At 29.4% G+C, this 18,469-nt stretch carries 16 protein-coding genes; 2 read left to right on the top strand and 14 right to left on the bottom strand.

Annotated features, from left to right (window positions below; all coding sequences use genetic code 11):
* Positions 1-7: 7 nt before the first annotated feature.
* The 9 genes from EQF90_RS04900 to EQF90_RS04940 all read right to left on the bottom strand — a co-directional run bounded on the left by EQF90_RS04900 (position 8) and on the right by EQF90_RS04940 (position 11,646).
* A complete protein-coding gene (locus EQF90_RS04900; RefSeq protein WP_330167152.1) occupies positions 8-712 on the bottom strand; it encodes an energy-coupling factor transporter transmembrane component T in 705 nt (234 codons plus the stop codon).
* Complete coding sequence (locus EQF90_RS04905) at positions 702-2,219, bottom strand: ABC transporter ATP-binding protein (RefSeq protein WP_134710974.1); 1,518 nt, start codon at positions 2,217-2,219, stop codon at positions 702-704. Before EQF90_RS04905 ends, EQF90_RS04900 begins: the two co-directional genes overlap by 11 nt.
* Positions 2,216-3,931 carry an ABC transporter ATP-binding protein gene (locus tag EQF90_RS04910; RefSeq protein WP_134710975.1) on the bottom strand — a complete coding sequence of 572 codons (1,716 nt, stop codon included), beginning with the start codon at positions 3,929-3,931 and terminating at the stop codon, positions 2,216-2,218. The genes EQF90_RS04905 and EQF90_RS04910 overlap by 4 nt, the downstream gene beginning before the upstream one ends.
* The gene (locus EQF90_RS04915; protein WP_134710976.1) at positions 3,924-5,663 is read right to left on the bottom strand and encodes an ABC transporter ATP-binding protein; all 1,740 of its coding nucleotides are present in this window, start codon (positions 5,661-5,663) and stop codon (positions 3,924-3,926) included. The genes EQF90_RS04910 and EQF90_RS04915 overlap by 8 nt, the downstream gene beginning before the upstream one ends.
* Positions 5,664-5,764: 101 nt before the next feature.
* Positions 5,765-6,337 carry a TetR/AcrR family transcriptional regulator gene (locus tag EQF90_RS04920; RefSeq protein WP_134710977.1) on the bottom strand — a complete coding sequence of 191 codons (573 nt, stop codon included), beginning with the start codon at positions 6,335-6,337 and terminating at the stop codon, positions 5,765-5,767.
* Positions 6,338-6,469: 132 nt separating this feature from the next.
* Positions 6,470-7,261, bottom strand: coding sequence for a TspO/MBR family protein (locus tag EQF90_RS04925; protein ID WP_134710978.1), 792 nt, complete (start codon positions 7,259-7,261; stop codon positions 6,470-6,472).
* Between the two features lie 155 nt (positions 7,262-7,416).
* A complete protein-coding gene (locus tag EQF90_RS04930; RefSeq protein WP_134710980.1) occupies positions 7,417-7,806 on the bottom strand; it encodes a YbgA family protein in 390 nt (129 codons plus the stop codon).
* Between the two features lie 368 nt (positions 7,807-8,174).
* Entirely contained in the window at positions 8,175-9,881 is a 1,707-nt protein-coding gene (locus EQF90_RS04935) for an ABC transporter ATP-binding protein (RefSeq protein WP_134710981.1), read from the bottom strand.
* On the bottom strand, positions 9,874-11,646 hold the full coding sequence (locus tag EQF90_RS04940; protein WP_245152862.1) for an ABC transporter ATP-binding protein: 1,773 nt from the start codon (positions 11,644-11,646) through the stop codon (positions 9,874-9,876). The genes EQF90_RS04935 and EQF90_RS04940 overlap by 8 nt, the downstream gene beginning before the upstream one ends.
* Positions 11,647-11,866: 220 nt before the next feature.
* Here EQF90_RS04940 and EQF90_RS04945 point away from each other — a divergent pair, with 220 nt between their 5' ends.
* Complete coding sequence (locus EQF90_RS04945) at positions 11,867-12,862, top strand: helix-turn-helix domain-containing protein (RefSeq protein WP_134710982.1); 996 nt, start codon at positions 11,867-11,869, stop codon at positions 12,860-12,862.
* A 542-nt stretch (positions 12,863-13,404) separates the two neighbouring features.
* Here EQF90_RS04945 and EQF90_RS04950 read toward each other — a convergent pair.
* Positions 13,405-13,578: a FeoA family protein gene (locus EQF90_RS04950; protein ID WP_134710983.1), complete on the bottom strand. Its 174-nt coding sequence runs from the start codon at positions 13,576-13,578 to the stop codon at positions 13,405-13,407.
* A gap of 359 nt (positions 13,579-13,937) precedes the next feature.
* Between EQF90_RS04950 and EQF90_RS04955 the strand changes: the two genes are divergently transcribed.
* The gene (locus tag EQF90_RS04955) at positions 13,938-14,336 is read left to right on the top strand and encodes a hypothetical protein (protein ID WP_245152858.1); all 399 of its coding nucleotides are present in this window, start codon (positions 13,938-13,940) and stop codon (positions 14,334-14,336) included.
* 91 nt (positions 14,337-14,427) lie between these two features.
* Here the strand turns inward: EQF90_RS04955 and EQF90_RS04960 are convergent, their stop codons facing one another.
* From EQF90_RS04960 to EQF90_RS04975, 4 genes are all read right to left on the bottom strand, one after another.
* Positions 14,428-14,802 (bottom strand): hypothetical protein, encoded by a 375-nt coding sequence (locus tag EQF90_RS04960; RefSeq protein ID WP_134710984.1) that lies wholly within the window; start codon positions 14,800-14,802, stop codon positions 14,428-14,430.
* A gap of 344 nt (positions 14,803-15,146) precedes the next feature.
* Positions 15,147-16,106: a hypothetical protein gene (locus EQF90_RS04965; protein ID WP_134710986.1), complete on the bottom strand. Its 960-nt coding sequence runs from the start codon at positions 16,104-16,106 to the stop codon at positions 15,147-15,149.
* 13 nt (positions 16,107-16,119) lie between these two features.
* Complete coding sequence (locus EQF90_RS04970; RefSeq protein ID WP_134710987.1) at positions 16,120-17,214, bottom strand: DUF3696 domain-containing protein; 1,095 nt, start codon at positions 17,212-17,214, stop codon at positions 16,120-16,122.
* Positions 17,208-18,458: a DUF262 domain-containing protein gene (locus EQF90_RS04975; protein ID WP_134710989.1), complete on the bottom strand. Its 1,251-nt coding sequence runs from the start codon at positions 18,456-18,458 to the stop codon at positions 17,208-17,210. Before EQF90_RS04975 ends, EQF90_RS04970 begins: the two co-directional genes overlap by 7 nt.
* Positions 18,459-18,469 lie beyond the last annotated feature (11 nt).

Consider the following 18,469-nt stretch of genomic DNA (forward strand, 5'->3'; position numbering starts at 1 on the left):
AGTCCTCCTAATAAATTTTCTGTATTACTATCACAAGAGCAATCATCAAAGCTCCTAATAGTCCAATCATTAAGTCTGTTTTTCTAAACTGCAATTCTGTTAATGTTACCCTCTTCTCATCACTATCAAGTCCTCTAATAAGTGCTGAAGCTGACAGTTCATCTGAAATCTTAATCATTCTCATTAAAAGCGGAACAAGCGTATATTCAATATATTTAATTGGATGTAGCAATGGGAAAAATCTGCTTGTTACGATTCCTCGAATCTTCATATTCTCTTTTAATGCCTTGAGTTCTATTTTTATAGTTGGTACAAACCTAAGCAAAACACTAAAAGGTATACCAATGCTTCTTGGTACTTTCATTCTATTTAACGCTTCCAGCATTTCACTTACACTTGTAGTCTTTGTTATATATCCACCAAACATAGCAATTAAGGTCATTCTTGACGCAAAGTAGATAAACATATATATTGCAAATACGATGCTTGCTTCTGGGAACTTTCGAAGCCCTAACTCTATGCAGTATAGAAGCACAAAAAACAAAATAAAGCGTAAAGCTCTTTCCCACATTCCGCTGTGTACATACAAAAAAAAGGCAAAGACAATCAGTCCGAAAAGTAGAATTGTATCGCTTATAAAAAAGCTCGTAAATCCAACAATTGGAAGTAGAGTAAGTTTTATTCTCGGATCAACTGTTTTTCTATCTATCAAGCTCTCTACCTCCTCTCATCTTGTCTAATATGAGAAATTTATTACTTTCACTCATATTCAAAACATCTTCTATTTTTCCATCTCCCATTACCCAGAGCTTGCTCACTGTGTTCGCTAAAAACTCAAAATCATGACTTATCACCAAAACTGTTATCCCATTTTTTAATTGTTCTTCAATCAATTTTGCCACTGAAAGCATTGAGTCTTTATCACAACCTGATGTTGGTTCATCATAGATAAAAACTTTTGCCCGTTTCATCATTCCACAAGCTATTGTCAATCTTTGTTTTTCTCCTCTTGATAAAGCAAACGGATGTTTATCTATATATTTATCTAAGCCTAGTATATTCAAAATAGACTTTGCCTTTTGAGTATTTTCTTTTTTATCTTTAATTGAAATACCAAGCAGCATTTCATCAAGTACACTTTCCGCAAACAACTGATAGTCTGAATCTTGAAATACAAAATATGACATATTCATTAAATCTTTATGATTAAGCGACTTATCTTTCTCCGCCCATATTTTCCCCTCTTTTATCTTCTCAAGTCCTGAAATTACCCTTGCAAAAGTAGTTTTCCCGGTACCATTTAACCCAATAAGACCAATGGCTTTTCCGCACTCCATATTGAAATCAAGATGATTTAAGATGTATTGGTTTTGCTTATTTCCAACCTTAGTTGCACTTGGGTAACAAAATTTCAAGCCTTTCCCACTGATACTTTCATCATTTAATTGATATAAATCTTTCTTCTCACTTATCCTGTATTCTTCTAATTCAAGAGTTCTTAGTCCATTCTCATCCCAAAAATCCCTTTCAAGATGGATAACTTCTTCCCGACTCAAGTCCTGTACAATTTCTCCATCTTTCACCAAAAGAAAACGGTCAAATAAAGATTTTACATAGTACAAACGATGTTCAATTAGAACAACAGTTGTTCCTTTTTTCTTTAATTTTTCCAAAATTAAAAATAGGTCAAATGTTGCTTTCATATCCAAATTTGCTGAAGGCTCATCTAAAATTAAAACTTTCGGATTCATTGCATAGATGCTTGCAATAGCTATCTTTTGTTTCTGCCCGCTTGATAATTCAAAAACAGATTTTCCTTTAAGTTCCGGGGTATCCAACTCCACATATACTTCTTCTACTCTCTGTTTGATTTCATCTCTTGATTTGCAGATAGTTTGAAGCCCAAAAGCTATTTCTTCATCTGTCGTTGTCGTGAAAAACTGACTTCTTGGATCTTGAAATACAGTCCCCACAATATGCCCTACTTCATGAAGTAATAATTTGCTTATATCTTTTCCGGACACAAAGGCCTCCCCTTGCATTTTGCCCCTGTAATAATGCGGAATAAGACCATTCATTACACTTCCAAGAGTGCTTTTACCACTTCCACTTTTTCCTGAAATTAAAACAAATTCACCTTTTTTAATTTCAAGATTAATATTTTTTAAAGCAGTTCGCCCATCTTCCCATTCATAAGAAACATCTTTTAACAAAATCATGGATACACCTCATACTGAGCTTTCCATAATTTTGTGTAGTAGCCATCTTTCTCAAGAAGTTCCCCATGCTTTCCTTTTTCAAGCAGTGTTCCTTTTTGGAATACAAGAATTTGATCTGCTTTTTGAATTGTTTTTAAATGATGAGCCACTACAAGTACAGTTCTATTCTTTGCAAGCTCTGTAATGGCATCTTGTATCAGCGACTCATTGACAGGGTCAACATTACTTGTCATTTCATCAAGAATTAAAATCGGTGCATCTTTTAGAAAAGCTCTTGCAATAGATATTCTCTGCCTTTGTCCGCCTGACAATATTCCGCCGTTTTCTCCAATATCCGTTCCATAACCTTTTGGTAAACTCATAATGAAATCATGGATCCTTGCTTTCTTTGCCGCTTCGATGATTTCTTCTTTTGTCGCTCCTTTTTTGCCTACCTTGATGTTTTCTTCAATGGTATTATCAAACAGCTGAACATTTTGCATAACGATGCTGATACGATCCAAAAGTTCATCATAAGGAATCTCTCTAATATCCACACCGCCAAGTGTAATTTTCCCTTTATGCACATCATAAAATCTTAAAAGCAGGTTAGTTATAGTAGTCTTTCCACTACCTGATTCTCCAACTAAGGCTGTCATTGTTTTTTCAGCAATAGAAAAGCTCAATTTTTCCATTTTAAATTCATCTTTTTCATAAGAAAAATCTATGTTTTCAAAAGCTATATCATTATCTTTCGGAACAATTCCATTCACTTTATCCGGGATTACATCTGCATATAAAATTCTTGAAAGTCTTTCGTAACTATCTATCGCCGAAACATAGTACATATAGTGTTGTTCCATAGAAGCGAACGGCTTATAAAACTCTTTTGAAATTACTGCAAAGATAATAAAATGAAGTACATCAAGACTTCCCTTTATAACAAGTATTGCTCCTGCAATTAAAAGAACTAAATATCCAATATCCAGTAAAAAACCAAATATAGATAACTGTTTTGCCTTAAATCTTGAAGCTGCTTTGCTTGTTTCTCCAAACTTTTTTGTCTTGTTCATAAGCTCATTATCCAAGCTCTTATTGTTTGAAAAGCTCTTTAATACAGGTATTCCTCTAACATATTCAACAAACAAACTAACCATATCTAAAAGAGCGGAGTTGTTCTGATTTTCTATTTTTTCAGATTGCTTAATTGTCAAATATAGAAAGATAAGTGCAATCGTAACAGATACAGCCATAATAATAGAAAGTTTGAAATCAATACTTGCAAGACCAACAAATACGACTGCACCTATCAAAAAATCACCAAACATTCTCGACCACATGTGTCCTACAACAAGGGACATATTATCAACATCTTTGTGTAAAATTGTATTGATTTCTCCCAGTCTTTCATTGGTATAAAATCCCAAACTGAATTTTTTCAACTTAATAATCATTCGCTCTCTGATTTGCTGAACAATATCAAAACCTGCACTATGCTTTTTCATATCTGCGACCATATTACAAATACCTTTGAAGACTACAAGTAATCCAATCGCAATAAAATATTTATAAAGCATATCTAAACTCGTCCCATCAAATATCTGAAACAGTATAGAAAATACGATAACAATCATAGCTATGGAGCTTAGTCCATAAAGGGCAAAGAATACACTTGATATAATCAAATCTCTCTTCCCGGTTTTTGTAAGTAGCTTTAACATTTCTCTAAACATTTTCTGTTAACACCTCTTTCAAATTCCATCTATCTACCTTGTTCTGTGCTTCAACCATATCCTTATAGAACTCACATCTTTTCATCAACTCTTCATGGCTTCCTGCATCAAGAACAACACCCTTATCCATTACGATAATTTGGTCTGAATCTCTAATCGTATTTAAGTGATGGGCGATTGTAATAACTGTTTTATCCTTGCTTAAATCGTCAATTGCTTCGCCGATTAGTCTTTCATTTTCACTATCAACAGCTGCCATTGCCTCATCTAATATTAAAATCGGTGCATTTTTAAGTATCATTCTTGCTATGGAGATTCTTTGTTTTTCTCCCCCGGATAACTTAACTCCCATTTCACCTATTCGTGTTTCATATCCATTTGGTAAAGCAGAAATAAAATCATGGCATCTTGCTTTTTTAGCAGCTTCTATGACTTCTTCTTTTGTTGCATTTAGTTTTCCGATTGCTATATTTTCAAAAATACTTAAATCAAAAAGAATAACTTCTTGTTGCACACTACCAATCAGCATTGAGATATTTTCTTGACTATATTCTTTTATGTCTTTTCCTTTTATTTTTATTTGTCCGCTGTCTGTATCCCAAAATCCCATAAGCAGATTAGATACGGTACTTTTCCCACAACCGCTTGCCCCTACAAAGGCATTCAAGCTATTTTTCTTAAAAGTCAAATTGATATCTTTAAGCTCAAAACCATCTTTTCCGTATGCAAAATTCACATCTTTAAATTCTATATTTCCAAATTCTAAACCTTGTTCTATCTTTTTGTTTGGAAGTGGAACTGTTAAAACTTTTCCAATTGCCTTTATAGCCTCCTTAAACACAATAGAAAAATGTTGCAAGGTAGCCGTCTTACTTATAGATGCAGTAAAAGCAGATGATAAAATAATAGCGAGCATAAAATTAGATGTTGTAATATTACCATGATAAAGAAAAATGCTTCCCAAAATCATAACAATAACTACTCCAATTTCCATAAATATGTCAATAAGTCCCATTGGAATAGTAATGGCACCCATGCTCTTTTTAACCCAGTAAATATACTGTCTTGCAGTTTTTAATGTTCTTTCGCTAATCTCCTCTTCTTTTGCAAAAGCCTTAACAACAGAAATATTTTTTACATATTCCATTAGCTCTTCTCTCATCCTGCTTTCATGATTAAAGTAAATTGCAAAGTTTTTATTCATCGTTTTTTGAGAAAGAACTTTTACCAAATACATGAGCGGAACACCTACAATCATTCCAAATGCAAGACGCCAGTCTACAAAAATCATAGCTATGAAAATGATAGTAGGTAAAAGTGTAACCGCCATTATTTCAGGCAAGCCATGAGCAAGATATACCTCCACTTGCTCTACATCATGCTGCATAATATTGGTAAGCTCTCCTGTATTATGTTCTTTGAAAAATCCTAAATTTAATTTTTTTAGATGATCTATAATATCTAACCTAAGTTCTGTCAATTTTTCGTATGCTTTCTCATGAGCAACCTTTGTTGCAAAATAATAAAACACTCCTTTTAATGCAAATGATATAAAGATTCCTAAGAAAATATGCTTCAAATTATCTTCGCTAATATTATTTGCAATTAAGGAACTAATCAAATATACAAGTAAGATTTGTGGTATCAAATCAAATACTATTTTTAAAGCAAGAAGTAAATTGGATAAACCATTTTTCCCAATCACTTTTTTCCTTAATTCTTTTTCCTGCATGAACAACTCTCCTTTCAAAATTGAATAATATTGAATTTTAATTCAATATTAAGGTTTAAATTAAGACTTTGCGTAATAACAAAGTCTGTTTTTTATATTGATTATAGAGATTCAACTCCCTTGTAATAACACCTTGCAATAAGTTTTAGCATATCTTTTGCCCACTCTTCACTTTGATAGTGTCTTGCTATTTCAAGAAGACCCTCTGTAAAGTTACTTGCTAAAATATGGGCAAGCATTGGATCATATTCCTGTTTCGATTGTCTTTTTAAACTTACTTCAATATGAACCTGCATTTGTGATATGAGTTTTTGTTTTGCTTCTGTATGCTTTGTACCTGAACTTTTATCCATTAAAATAATTAACTTCTTACGCTCTTTTAAAAGTTCATGAATATAATTTTCTCCAACTTCATCAAACCTTTCAGAGGCAGAACCCTTTTCCAAAGATTCTTCCTCATTAAAAGCTGACTCAAAATTTATATAAACAGAACTTATTACTGCATCAAACAAAACTTCCTTATTTTTGAAATAGGTATAGATTAAGGCAACGGGAATATTTGCTTCTTTTGCAATATCTGTTAATTTAGCACCTCTATAATCCTTTTTATAAAATACTTTTTCTGCTGATTCGAGTATTCTATTTCTAACTTCTTCTTTTAATACTTGTGCCATAGCACACCTCTTTCTATTCAATACTGAATTTATATTTAATAATAAATTAAAATTCAATATTTGTCAAGACATGAACTTTTTCATATATTATTTTTTATTAGATATTCTATATTAAATAAAATTCCTTACTTTCTATTTTTTTATAACACAGTAATTGTTTTTCTTAAATTGTATTATCGAAAGTACTACTAAAATAACAATTCCGATAATTCCTAATGGCATAATGTATGGTCCATAAATCGTTTGATTATCTCCATTATTAATTTTCATTATTATTCCAAAAATGGCCCAAGCTATAGGCAATAAATATACCGCATTATTTAATTTCATATTTACTAAAGTGGATATAATTATAGTAATCAATAAAATTATTGGTGCCCAAATTGTTTGAGAAATTCCAAAACTATCCCAATTAATACTTATTAAAAAAGCAAGGATATTAACAGATGAAGCTATCGTTATCCATCCTCCATATATGCCAAAAGCAACACTTGTAAGTCTATACTCTATTTCTTTTCTATAATCATATAATTTTTTATTTATTAAAATTAGATTTATTAGCATTAAAAATATAAATATCGTAGATATTCCTATTTTTTCATATGAAAAACTAATATTCCATAAAATGTTAAATAAGCAGTTAAATAGAAATATTGGTGTTATAATATTAATTAAAATTTTAACTTTTGTTTCTTTGTTTTTTAATAACATATAAACTAAAGATATTCCGATTAATAAATATATTAACCCCCAAATTGAAAATGCAAAACCAGCAGGTGTAATTAATGTATTATATTTATTAGATACAGCCTTCTGACTCATCCCATTAATGAATCCAGATGCTGTCAAATAATTTACTATTAATGTTATTACAAATGCTATTAAATTAATCCATGATTTAACTCTCGTACTTATTGTTTTCAAAACGAAACCTCCTATATATTAGATTTAACTAATATATAGATACCCTACTTTGCTTATGTATAATCTTACCTTATTGTAGTTATTATATATTTAATATATCTCTTTAACTAATTTCTAAAAAAAGAGAAATTAATTTTTCATGCCAAATCCTTATGTCATTTGCCTTTCAATAAGGTGGAATCTTGCAAATAATTATTTGGATATTTCTTCAGTAAAACATCATTTATATAATCAATTACAGATTTTTGATCAATCTCTCCTGAATTATATTGATCAAGTTTAATAAACATTTCCTTCTTTTCAACATCATTAGCACTATTTTTAAAATAACCCCATATGTGAAGAATAGCATTATTGAAATCTTTTATACTTTCTTTTAAATTTTTTGCATGCTCTATTTTTTTCTGTAATAAATCAAAGCTTATTTTATCATTTTTTAAGTATTCTCTAATTTTCAAATAATCTCTATGTGATTTACTGAGAACCAGATATTTATTTTTTGCCCATAACTTTTCACATTTTGTTCTTTCTTCTTTATCTTCCATAATCTCAAGTCCTTAATTATTTCATTGAATTTTATTTATTAATAAGTTTCTATTTTTTATATATGTAATTAGTAACATTATATCACTTAATTAAAAATAGTAGAAACGAAAAGATATATCCGCTAAATTTCCATAAGATATAAAAATAACCACAAAAAAAGCACATAACTGAAAGATTTTTAGGTCTTAAAGTTATGTGCTTTGCTTTATGTCAAATGCATACAAAAATCATATATACATAAAAATGCATTATTACGTGATATAAACATACCTCATATTTATTTATTATATAAAAATATTTATGAAAATTCCAAAATTTATAAAATCATTATCAGAACAAATATTCTCTTAAACTGCGTTAGATTTTTCTAACATATTTTTATATATTTTGAATTCTTACAAAGGTCTTCATCTTTTCCTATAGCTTCTATCTTGCCTTCATTTAATAGAACGATTTTATCTGCATTTCTAATAGTTCTAAGTCTATGAGCAATGACTATAACAGTTTTATTTTTTATTAGCTCAGACAAAGCTTCTTGAATAAGGCTCTCATTTTCGACATCAAGTGATGCAGTTGCTTCATCCATTAAAATGATAGGAGCATCTTTAAGTATTGCACGAGCAATAGATATTCTTTGACGTTCACCTCCTGAAAGTTTTTGTCCATTTTCTCCTATAATAGTTTCTATACCATCGGGCAACTTATTTATAAATTCATAACATCTTGCCACTTTTGCAGCTTTTATAATTTCTTCGTCACTTGCGTCTTTTTTACCAATTTTAATATTATTTTTTATACTGGAATTAAATAAAACCACATCTTGGAATACAATAGAAAAATTCTTTAACAGTGTTTCCGGCTCAATCTTGCTTATATCTTCTCCACCTAATAATATCCTCCCCTTATCTACATCCCAAAATCTTACTGCCAGCTTAGCAAGTGTACTCTTTCCACTTCCTGATTCTCCAATTAGTGCAGTTACTTCTCCCTGCTTAGCATCAAAAGTGACTCCATTAATTACAGAGTAATCTTCATATCCAAAATGAACATCTTTAAATTCTATGTCATAATTTTTAGGATGCATTTCGGTCTTACCTTCTTGAATTGGCATAGTTTTTATTTCTTTTATCCTGGAAACAACACTATCAAGCATTACTATCATTGCCATAAAGCTTATAATTTCTTCTATGGGAAGGTAAATACTAACCGTTAACATTAAAAATACTATATAAACAAGTATATTAATTTCACCTGCAATAAACATATTTGCACCAGTAAGAGCCACACTTACAATCCCAAGTTTAAGTAGTATCTTAGCAAAACCTGTCGAAACTCCTGAAACAAGCTCAACCCTTACCTTATCTTTCTTAAGTTTATCTAGCATCGAATAAAATTTATTAAGTGATTTTTTTTCTAAGTTATAGGATTTTATTTCACCAATTTGTTCAATATTTTCCTGCAAATAATCAAATACTTCTCTACTGCTTTTAACCCATTTATTTAACGACTTTTTTTGCGTTTTCTTTGCTAAATATGCGATTAAAAGTGATATAGGCATTACCCAAATTGTTGCTAATCCCATTTTCCAATTGTATATAAGAATCATTATGGAAATTATTAAAGTAGAAATTGCTGTAGCATATATATGTGGAACGGAATGTGAAAATATTTGTTCATACAAAGTAATATCATCCATCATCGTTGTCGCAATATCCGTTAAATCTCTTTTGCCAAAGTAAGAAAGAGGAAGTTTTTTTAGTCTATTAGCGACATCAATCCTTATGTTGGCACTTTCCATATATACATTGGTATAAAGTCTTTTATAATCCCATCTTGCTACAATAAACATTACAATAAGCATGACCGCTATAATAATTAAATAATTAGTTAATGTAAGATTAACATGTGATTTAATACCTTCAACTCTACCTAAATATTGAAATAAAAAAGCAAAAGCAATCATTGGCGGAAATAGCTTTGTAAAGTTTAAAATTGTGCGAGAAAAAATCGCTTTAGAAAGGTTACTTGCTCCCTTTTTTGACATAGCATATTTCTTCATAAAATATCTATTCATTTTGACCTCCTATCTGCCAACTAACCGCTCTTTGATATTCATCCCAAAGCTTTTTATATTGACCATTTTTATCTAATAATTTTTTATGTTTGCCTTCTTCAACTATTTTTCCCTTATCAACTACTAATATTTTATCTACATCTACAACAGTTGAAAGCCTATGTGCAATCATAAGGGTTGTTTTGTCCTTAGAAAGTTTTTTAAAAGATTTTTGTATTATATGTTCATTTTCAGGATCCGCAAAAGCAGTAGCTTCATCTAATATTAAAAGATCAGCATTTTTTAAAAATGCTCTTGCTATCGAAAGTCTTTGTGCTTCTCCACCGGAAAAATATACACCTTTTGTTCCATAAACAGTATTCAAACCATCTTTTAAATTATCAACTATATCTTTTGAGCCTGAATCTAAAAGTGCTTGTTCTATTTCTTTATCAGTTGCATCTTCTTTTCCAATAAGCAGGTTGTCTCTTAAACTCATTTTAAAAAGTCTTGAATTTTGGAATACAAAGGAAATTTTATTCATTAAAGTTTGCTTGTCGTATTCTTTGATGTTAATTCCTCCAACAAAAATTTCTCCACTTTGAGGATCATAAAATCTTGCAGCAAGCTTAGCAATTGTTGTTTTCCCACCGCCTGAAGGACCAACAAGGGCTACTGTTTCACCTTTTTTAACCTTAAATGAAATATCATCTACAACAGTATTATCTTCATAAGCAAAAGATACATTTTTAAACTCTAAACTAATATCATTTCCTGACTTGTTTCCATAATGCATTTCTTTATAATCTAAAATGTTTTCTATTTTATTCAGAGATGCTTCTGCAAAATAAGAATATTGAGATATAACGGCAGATCTCATAATAAACACTCCGAAAGCAGGTCCAATTAAAAAATATATAATTGAATTGCCAATGACATGACGAACATCTCCCCTTGTATTTATAAGCATAATTGCTGTAGGTACCAAAAAAAAAGCTGTTGAACTTACTATAGATTCATAAATAGACATTTTGTTTTGCCATCTCATAGTCATTTTCATAACTATATTGGTCAGCTTCTTTATAAGCGAATAAAGTCTATCAAAACTTTCTATACTTTGTGCAAAAGTTTTTACTACAGGTATTCCTCTTACATATTCAACAGTCTCTGCCGATAAAGTTGACAGTCCCGTATAGTATTCCTCCTTATCTTCCTTAGCATCTTTTGTCATCATGGTAGTCATTAGTCCCATACCGATTAGCATTGGCACCAAGCTTACTATACCTAATTTCCAATCAAATGCAAAAAAGAATACTAGAAGAACTAATGGAGTGATAAAAGTCATTGCCATATCGGGAAGTTGATGAGCTAAAAAAGAATGTGTCTCTGCCGCACCTGAAACAATAACATTTCTAATTCTCCCACTCTCTTTATTTTCAAAATATCCAAGAGGCTTATTCATCATTTTTTTTACATTAAGCTTAATAATATTATCTTCCACTTCAAAAGCAAACACGTGAGATAAAATAAGTGCTCCCAAATATAATATTAATCCTCCCACTGCAAAGGCTACCCCATAAATTGCATTTTGTTTTATAATGTCAATTTGTATTCCCTTACCAAGTACAATACTGCTTATTATTTTATGAATATAAACCATAGGCATTAATACCATAATTCCTGATGCAGCAGACAAAAACATGGCAAGATAAAGCATAATATTTTTACTACCTGCGTATGGCATTAATCTTTTTAAAATTGATGTTTTCTTTTGCTTATCGTTCAAAACAAAACTCTCCTTTCCTATTATTTTAATTTTTAGATATTAAATCCAAGATTTATTTTATCCCATTTAGTTTTCATTGGCACCATTGTATAAAACTCAGATTTAAAAATCTCTTGCTTTATAAACTTTATTGTATCATTGTATATTTCATGATACAATAAAAATAGACTATTTATGTCTATTAGGGATAATGTCTAATCGGGCTAAAAGGAGAAATTATATGAAAGACTACTATAATTTTGTAAAAGAATATTTGGGAGTATCTGAATGTTTTGTTAATAAGAAATATTGTAATGTAGGACATACTTTTTGTGTAAATAATGATGAAATCGAAGGTTTATATTGGTTTTATGAAACTGAAAATTTTATAATTGATATACACGATTTCTTTGCAAAAAAAGAGATTATCCACACTAGTTTGCCGGATATAAAAAATTTTATGACTTTTTCATCTTCCTATATAATTAGTGCCAGCGGTGAAAGTTTTAATCCATATCAAACCTTATCCGCAAATTCTTTATATATTTTAGATATAGAAAATTTAGAAAAGAATTATCGTTTTTTATTACATGAAAATTCTACGTATCTTGGTATTGCTGTAAATTTTAAACCGCAAATGATAAAAGACTGCCTATCTTCCATGAAAATTTCAAAGAATATTTCATATTCTCATATATTTCAAGATACCAAAGCCATTATTACCAACTCCTTAGAACCTATTGCTAAAGATATTCTAAACTGCAAAATGGTCTCTCCGGCAGCAGAAATGTTTTTTGAGGCAAAAGCTAAAGAATGGATTAGCATTGTAATAGATGCATTTTTAAATAAAAAAGAAATCCATATTTCTTCAGACGATAATATCGCACTTGAAAATGTAGCAAACTATCTTGATGATCATTACGCCTTGGATGTTTCACAAAAAACACTTGAAAAAATCGCTATGATGAGTGGCACAAAGTTAAAAAAATTATTTAAAGAAAAATATCAATGCAGTATTACCGAATATACTCAGCGAAAAAGAATGAACATGGCAGAAAATCTTTTATTAAACTCAACCCTGAGAATACAGGATATTGCAGAAGCTGTTGGGTATTCTTCTCACAGTAAATTCACTGCGTGTTACAAGAAATATAAAGGGATTTATCCTAAAGATGCCAAAAAATACTTATCTAGAAAAAATTCAACGACTGCTTGTATATATGATGAAAATATTTAATCCTGTGTTTGTAGAAATAATTATTGGACAGAATATATGTTATCTTACTGGAAATGATAATAAATTAGTTCCTTATTTAAAAGACACTTTAGATAAATGACAAAATTCAATTATAGAAATTATTGAAAGTTAAAAGGTTGAAAGTTTTAATAATGTATCTAAGTTAATTTCATAAAATCTTATAGAACAGTTAAAAATAAAATGGTAAGAAACTTTTATTTGTCTTACCATTTTTTATTTTATATATCCATACAACTCATCTTTAACAGTATTTTTCCTTGCATATATTTATCCGCAAGTATATACATTAATAATAACGGTAAAGAAATACTCAAACACATTAAAGTTGCTAAAAGAAATATCATATTAAAACTTTCATGTAAATTTAAAATATTTTCCTAATCTTATCTCCTAAAAATAAATATTTTCAATTTATTCTACTGTTAAAAAAATTACACTATATCTTAGAAATTTTATATATTTAATTGCATCTATTTTAGTTTCATACAGTCTGATTAATACATTTAGTTTGAGATATTCCGTTATCGTACTCTACAATAAATAAAAATCGGTTGTTTTTTATAATTTTGGATAACTTTAATATCACTTCCTACAGTTACTCCAATAGAAATAATTCGACTTTGAAAATGTGGTTCTCCAAGGATTTTTACTACTTTTGCCTTTGTGTTATTTTTCACTTCACTAAGCTTCTGCATATTTTTCCTCCTTAATCATCCATTTTTTAATGTTAATGTCAACATAAAAATGTACAAAACTGATTATATAAGAATGCACATTTACTCCTCCCTTATATTTTTTCATTTAACCTCTTGACTTTTAATAGTTAGTCTTTCTTATAAAAAACATATTTATTTCTGATTCTGTTTTAGAATATAAATAGCTTTTTTGTTTCTGTCAATACTTTTTTAAATTTTATTTTTCTATTGTGTTTTTTTCGATTATATTATTAAAAGAGAAACAAATTTGTTCCTAAGGAGGTGTTAAAATTGAGTTTGGGTAAATTGATAAAGAAATTCCGTACGAACTTGATATTCGTACTCCTAAAGACGATGTCTTGGAAAAAATTTCCGCTGTGCTTCATGTAAACAAAGAATATTTGAAAGAACCTGATTATCCCTACACGGAACATGATTTGATGAGATTTTTGTTTAAGCTGGACGACAGCATTAAAGTGAAAATACGTCCTGTTATCCTAAATGATGAAGATCCTGAATACACTACCACAGGTATATATTTCGGCAGTGAAGCTATATTAAGAATTCGAAATATGCTTGAACAGTGGCAGGAAATAAAAGAAAAGTATGAGAATAACGAAATTACCAAAGAAGCCTTGCAGGATTTGAAGGCAAACTATCCTGACAGTCTAAAAAAAAATTATGTTCCTTTTGAAAAAAGTAATATCAAACGCTTTCATAACTCTATGTCAGTTAAAGTTCCACCGGAAATAAAATAGGCACAGAAAAAGCACATAACTGAAAGATTCTATGATCTTAAAGTCATGTGCTTTTGTATAAAGTTTCACATTTAACGATTAATGATTTTCACTATCCTCTAAAACCTATCTCTTTTGCAACTCTTTTTATCTGTTGAATAAAAGCATCATTTTGACGTTCATCTGACATATCTTTACTTGGAGTTGTTGCCCATCTGTATATTTGTTCGATGCTCCCATAGCCCCTTTTAAAGATTTTTGCATACTTTAAACAATTATATTTAGTTGGTGCATCTGTCAGTATGATTTTTAGTTCTTCATCCTTCCAGCTTTTTCCTTTATTTGATGTATCACGTAAATGTTCATTTTCTTTTTCAAATTCAATAATGATATTAGATACAAAATTCATTTTTTCATCAAATCCCATATCATCAATATTTCCACCCAATAAATCAAACATTCTTTCCTTATAATCATTCTTCTTCATATAAATAAATTCTCCTCCAATAAACAATTTATCTAAATTCAACAACTCCCTTTTGAACTTACTTTTTCAACTTTTTAGTATCAAAATAGTATCACTCAGGAGTTTTTAGCAAAATCCAACCGTCAAAACGCACTGTTTTAAACAGTTTTATAACAGAAACATATTTGTTACTCTACTCCCACTCAATATGTCCTTTGATATTGTTTTGTATAAATGTCATAAAATCGAGGTTTTTTATATCGGTTTTAGCCTTATTATCCGTTTTATTTCTGTTTATCTGATTTTTTGCAAGCATATTGCAAGCAATAAGTTTATTAACAATATAACAACTTTAAAAGGCTTATTTAATATTTTGCCGTCGGAAGATGTTTACCGATATACCCGATATATATTTTCTTTAAATTATCATCCGCCTCAAAATGTATCCTACCAGTATAATTTCCAGAAAAACTAATATGATTATAAAAATAAGAATATGAATCATCCGGTTTCTTAAATCTTCTCAACTCCTTTAATTTTGAATCATTTTTTACTGATACAGACTCATCCCTAGCATTAAATCCTAAAATTTTTATATCAAAGCAATTATGTTCCTTGTAATAAACATCTAATTTCACTAGTCTTTTTATAATAGCATTAATATGATTCATCCCTGGATCGTTATAAATTTGTTTTTTTACACTTTCGCAAAATATTAAATTAGGAAATAAGGATTCTCTTTTCTCCCAAAAGTCAAATCCCGATGTGATATTACTAAATTCATCTTCCCTGCACTCATATTTCAAAAATATAATCTTAGAATTGTCACATACATTAAAAATCTTTGTACTTTCTTCTTTTAGATCATCCTGCTCTTCATCTAAAAATCTATAAGTCCCTTCAATATAATCATCAGAAAAAACATCTACTGTCTTAAGACTTAAAGCCTTACAATCTTCTTCTATTACTTTGTGCAAAATTTTCGATCCATATTCCATTTCAGAGATTTTACAACAAAATTCTGATGTTGTTTCTTCATTTACAACTATGCTGTATTTGTCCATAGCTCTTTTCAAAAATATCTTGTGTTCTGACTTAACCCCTTCAGAATCATTTAACCATTTTTGAAAATTATAATTACAAGCAAAATCTATGCTTATTATACTTTGTAGACTTTCAATATCACCTTTATATCTTATAACTCCTTCTTTTTGTAGTAAGAACAATAATTCGACAAAAGTATTTATACACTCTTTGCTTGTATATTTATTAGGAATGTTCACTATATTTTTATCATAACTTAAATCATTCAAGATCAGTTTCATAGCATACCGTCCATTAAAATAATTCATCTAACGCTTTATCCCACTCATCAAAAAAACCATCTGGCCAGCTAGAAATACTACCATCATCTAATATGGCTGGAGATGATTTGCAATATTTTACAACTATCTCGTCATCTTTATTGTCTTGATAAAAAAAATTAAGTCTAACATCATTTTTATCAAGTTTTTTCTGTTTTACAGATAATCTAATTCCATTCAAAACATGATCACTATGTGTTTCTAAAATAATTTGCACACCTCCTGCACAGGCTCTTGATATTAATTCCCCTAATATTCGCTGTCCTCTTGGATGTAAGTGAGCTTCTGGATTTTCTAAAATTATTAAATCACCGTCCGAAGCCTTCAATAAGCTAAGTACAATTGGAGCAGTATAGCTTAATCCAAAACCAACGTTTAAAGGTTTATGCTCCATTCCATAAACATCATAACCTATACCTACAATTCCAGCATCAATGTATTCTTTAGGATGTATTTTTATTCCAGGACTAAGCTCTGACATCCAAGCTTCAAATTGATATAGAATTTCATGACTTTTACAGCTTCTATGGATGACATTATTATTTTTTACATTCTCATATTTATTTTTTTGTAAATAATCAGGAAAATACTCTCCTCTATAACCAATTCTGTTTATACTTTGTGCCGAATCATCTGATTCATAATAACGGCGTGGACCAATTCTATCTGCAGATATATATTCAAATCTATCCGAAAAAAGATTTTTATTGCTCAATGTATCAGGCAGAATAGTTGGATTGTTTTTCACCTTCTGTATAGAACTGTCTTTTTCGTATTGATATTCCCAACTAAAGAATTCATTATTATAGTTAATAGAAAATTTAATTGTTTCATTGTTGCTATTTCTATTAAGCACATCATATCCTGTACCTAAATTCACTAATTCACCATTCAGATGTAAATACTCATTTATACTATTATTTTTATATGCTTGTCTAAGAAGAAGTAATGATTGTATTATAGTTGATTTTCCCATACTATTTATTCCAGATAGTACATTTAATTTTGATAATTCTAGATGAATTTCATCAAAACATTTAAAATTTTCTAAATATATGTTTTTTAACATCCTATACCTCCATTTACATCAAAAACTTCATACATTTTTTTAATTCTTGAGGATACAGAAAACTTATCTGAAGCTTTTAAATAATTTTGGAAATCGTAATCTAAACACAATTTTTCAAATTTATCTTTAATTATTTCTTTGTAATTTAAGTAATTCTCAATTTGTTCCTTTGAAGAATTAAAAATAACAACAGAAATCGCTTCAAAAATTGCTTTATTTATTGGTCTCCTTCTACCATCATCAAATACTTTTCTAAAACAATGTTTTTCAAATACTTTGTATGAAATATTCATATTTTCTTTAAATTTGAAGAGAATATAGTCTAGCTCCATTTCATCAATATTCTGTAAATACTCCATACCTTCTGAAAGAAACGTATCCATGTTACCATTATATCGTTCTAATAAATTTGTGAATGAAACATACCTCAAACAAAATTCACAATCTAACATTCTGTCACTTTTTATACTTCCATTCGTTGCAATTAAAAACTCCTCTGTTTTAGACATGGTTGTTAAGAATTTTGTTGCCTGTCCTTGAAACAAGGCATTCCTAATTTCTTGTGCTTCTAAAATTAATCCACCTGTATTAATTCTCTTAAAAATATTATATTTTACATTTTTAGGAGTTGCAGGATTAATCAAGTAAGCATTTATATTTGTTTCTTCAATTCTTCTCTGTAAACTTCTTGGAAGTTGAGAGAATTTCATCCCCTCTAAATCTGTCATGAATTCTAAACCTTTTAATTTAAGCTTATCCTCTACAACAAATTCTTTAATTGTAGAAATTCTTTGTAACCCATCAATTATTAACCACTTATTATCATCTGTTGCATCAAAATAGAACGCTGGAAGTGGTATCTTTAACAATATCGACTCTATTAATTGACTCTTTTGAACTACTCCCCATAGACCTGATTTACGTTGAAATGCAGCTTCAAATTCCAATTCATTATTTTTTATTCTTTTTATTATGGAATCTAATGTTAGCTTATCCATTTTTATATCAATTTTTGATGGGTCAAATGGGGTAACATTCTCGGAAATACTATTTAAATTTTCCGGTTCAACATCTTCATTAACAATTTCAACTCCATTTTCTTTAAAAAATTCAAAAATTTTATTCAAATTCTCAATATCATTATTTTTAATTGTAATTAAAATTAATGACAAATTAATTTTATTATTTTGCTCATTTGCAATTTTTAACAATGAAGCTAAATCTTCACTATATTTGTCAATCATTTCCTTCCCCT

Source organism: Helcococcus ovis (genome assembly GCF_004524775.2).
In the GTDB taxonomy this organism is placed as follows: Bacteria; Bacillota; Clostridia; order Tissierellales; family Peptoniphilaceae; genus Helcococcus; species Helcococcus ovis.

Coding starts and splice junctions, on each gene's coding strand:
- EQF90_RS04905 (WP_134710974.1), bottom strand. CDS start 2,219: ATGATTTTGTTAAAAGATGTTTCTTATGAATGGGAAGATGGGCGAACT.
- EQF90_RS04965 (WP_134710986.1), bottom strand. CDS start 16,106: ATGAAACTGATCTTGAATGATTTAAGTTATGATAAAAATATAGTGAAC.
- EQF90_RS04975 (WP_134710989.1), bottom strand. CDS start 18,458: ATGATTGACAAATATAGTGAAGATTTAGCTTCATTGTTAAAAATTGCA.
- EQF90_RS04910 (WP_134710975.1), bottom strand. CDS start 3,931: ATGTTTAGAGAAATGTTAAAGCTACTTACAAAAACCGGGAAGAGAGAT.
- EQF90_RS04945 (WP_134710982.1), top strand. CDS start 11,867: ATGAAAGACTACTATAATTTTGTAAAAGAATATTTGGGAGTATCTGAA.
- EQF90_RS04960 (WP_134710984.1), bottom strand. CDS start 14,802: ATGAAGAAGAATGATTATAAGGAAAGAATGTTTGATTTATTGGGTGGA.
- EQF90_RS04950 (WP_134710983.1), bottom strand. CDS start 13,578: ATGCAGAAGCTTAGTGAAGTGAAAAATAACACAAAGGCAAAAGTAGTA.
- EQF90_RS04930 (WP_134710980.1), bottom strand. CDS start 7,806: ATGGAAGATAAAGAAGAAAGAACAAAATGTGAAAAGTTATGGGCAAAA.
- EQF90_RS04920 (WP_134710977.1), bottom strand. CDS start 6,337: ATGGCACAAGTATTAAAAGAAGAAGTTAGAAATAGAATACTCGAATCA.
- EQF90_RS04935 (WP_134710981.1), bottom strand. CDS start 9,881: ATGAATAGATATTTTATGAAGAAATATGCTATGTCAAAAAAGGGAGCA.
- EQF90_RS04915 (WP_134710976.1), bottom strand. CDS start 5,663: ATGCAGGAAAAAGAATTAAGGAAAAAAGTGATTGGGAAAAATGGTTTA.
- EQF90_RS04970 (WP_134710987.1), bottom strand. CDS start 17,214: ATGTTAAAAAACATATATTTAGAAAATTTTAAATGTTTTGATGAAATT.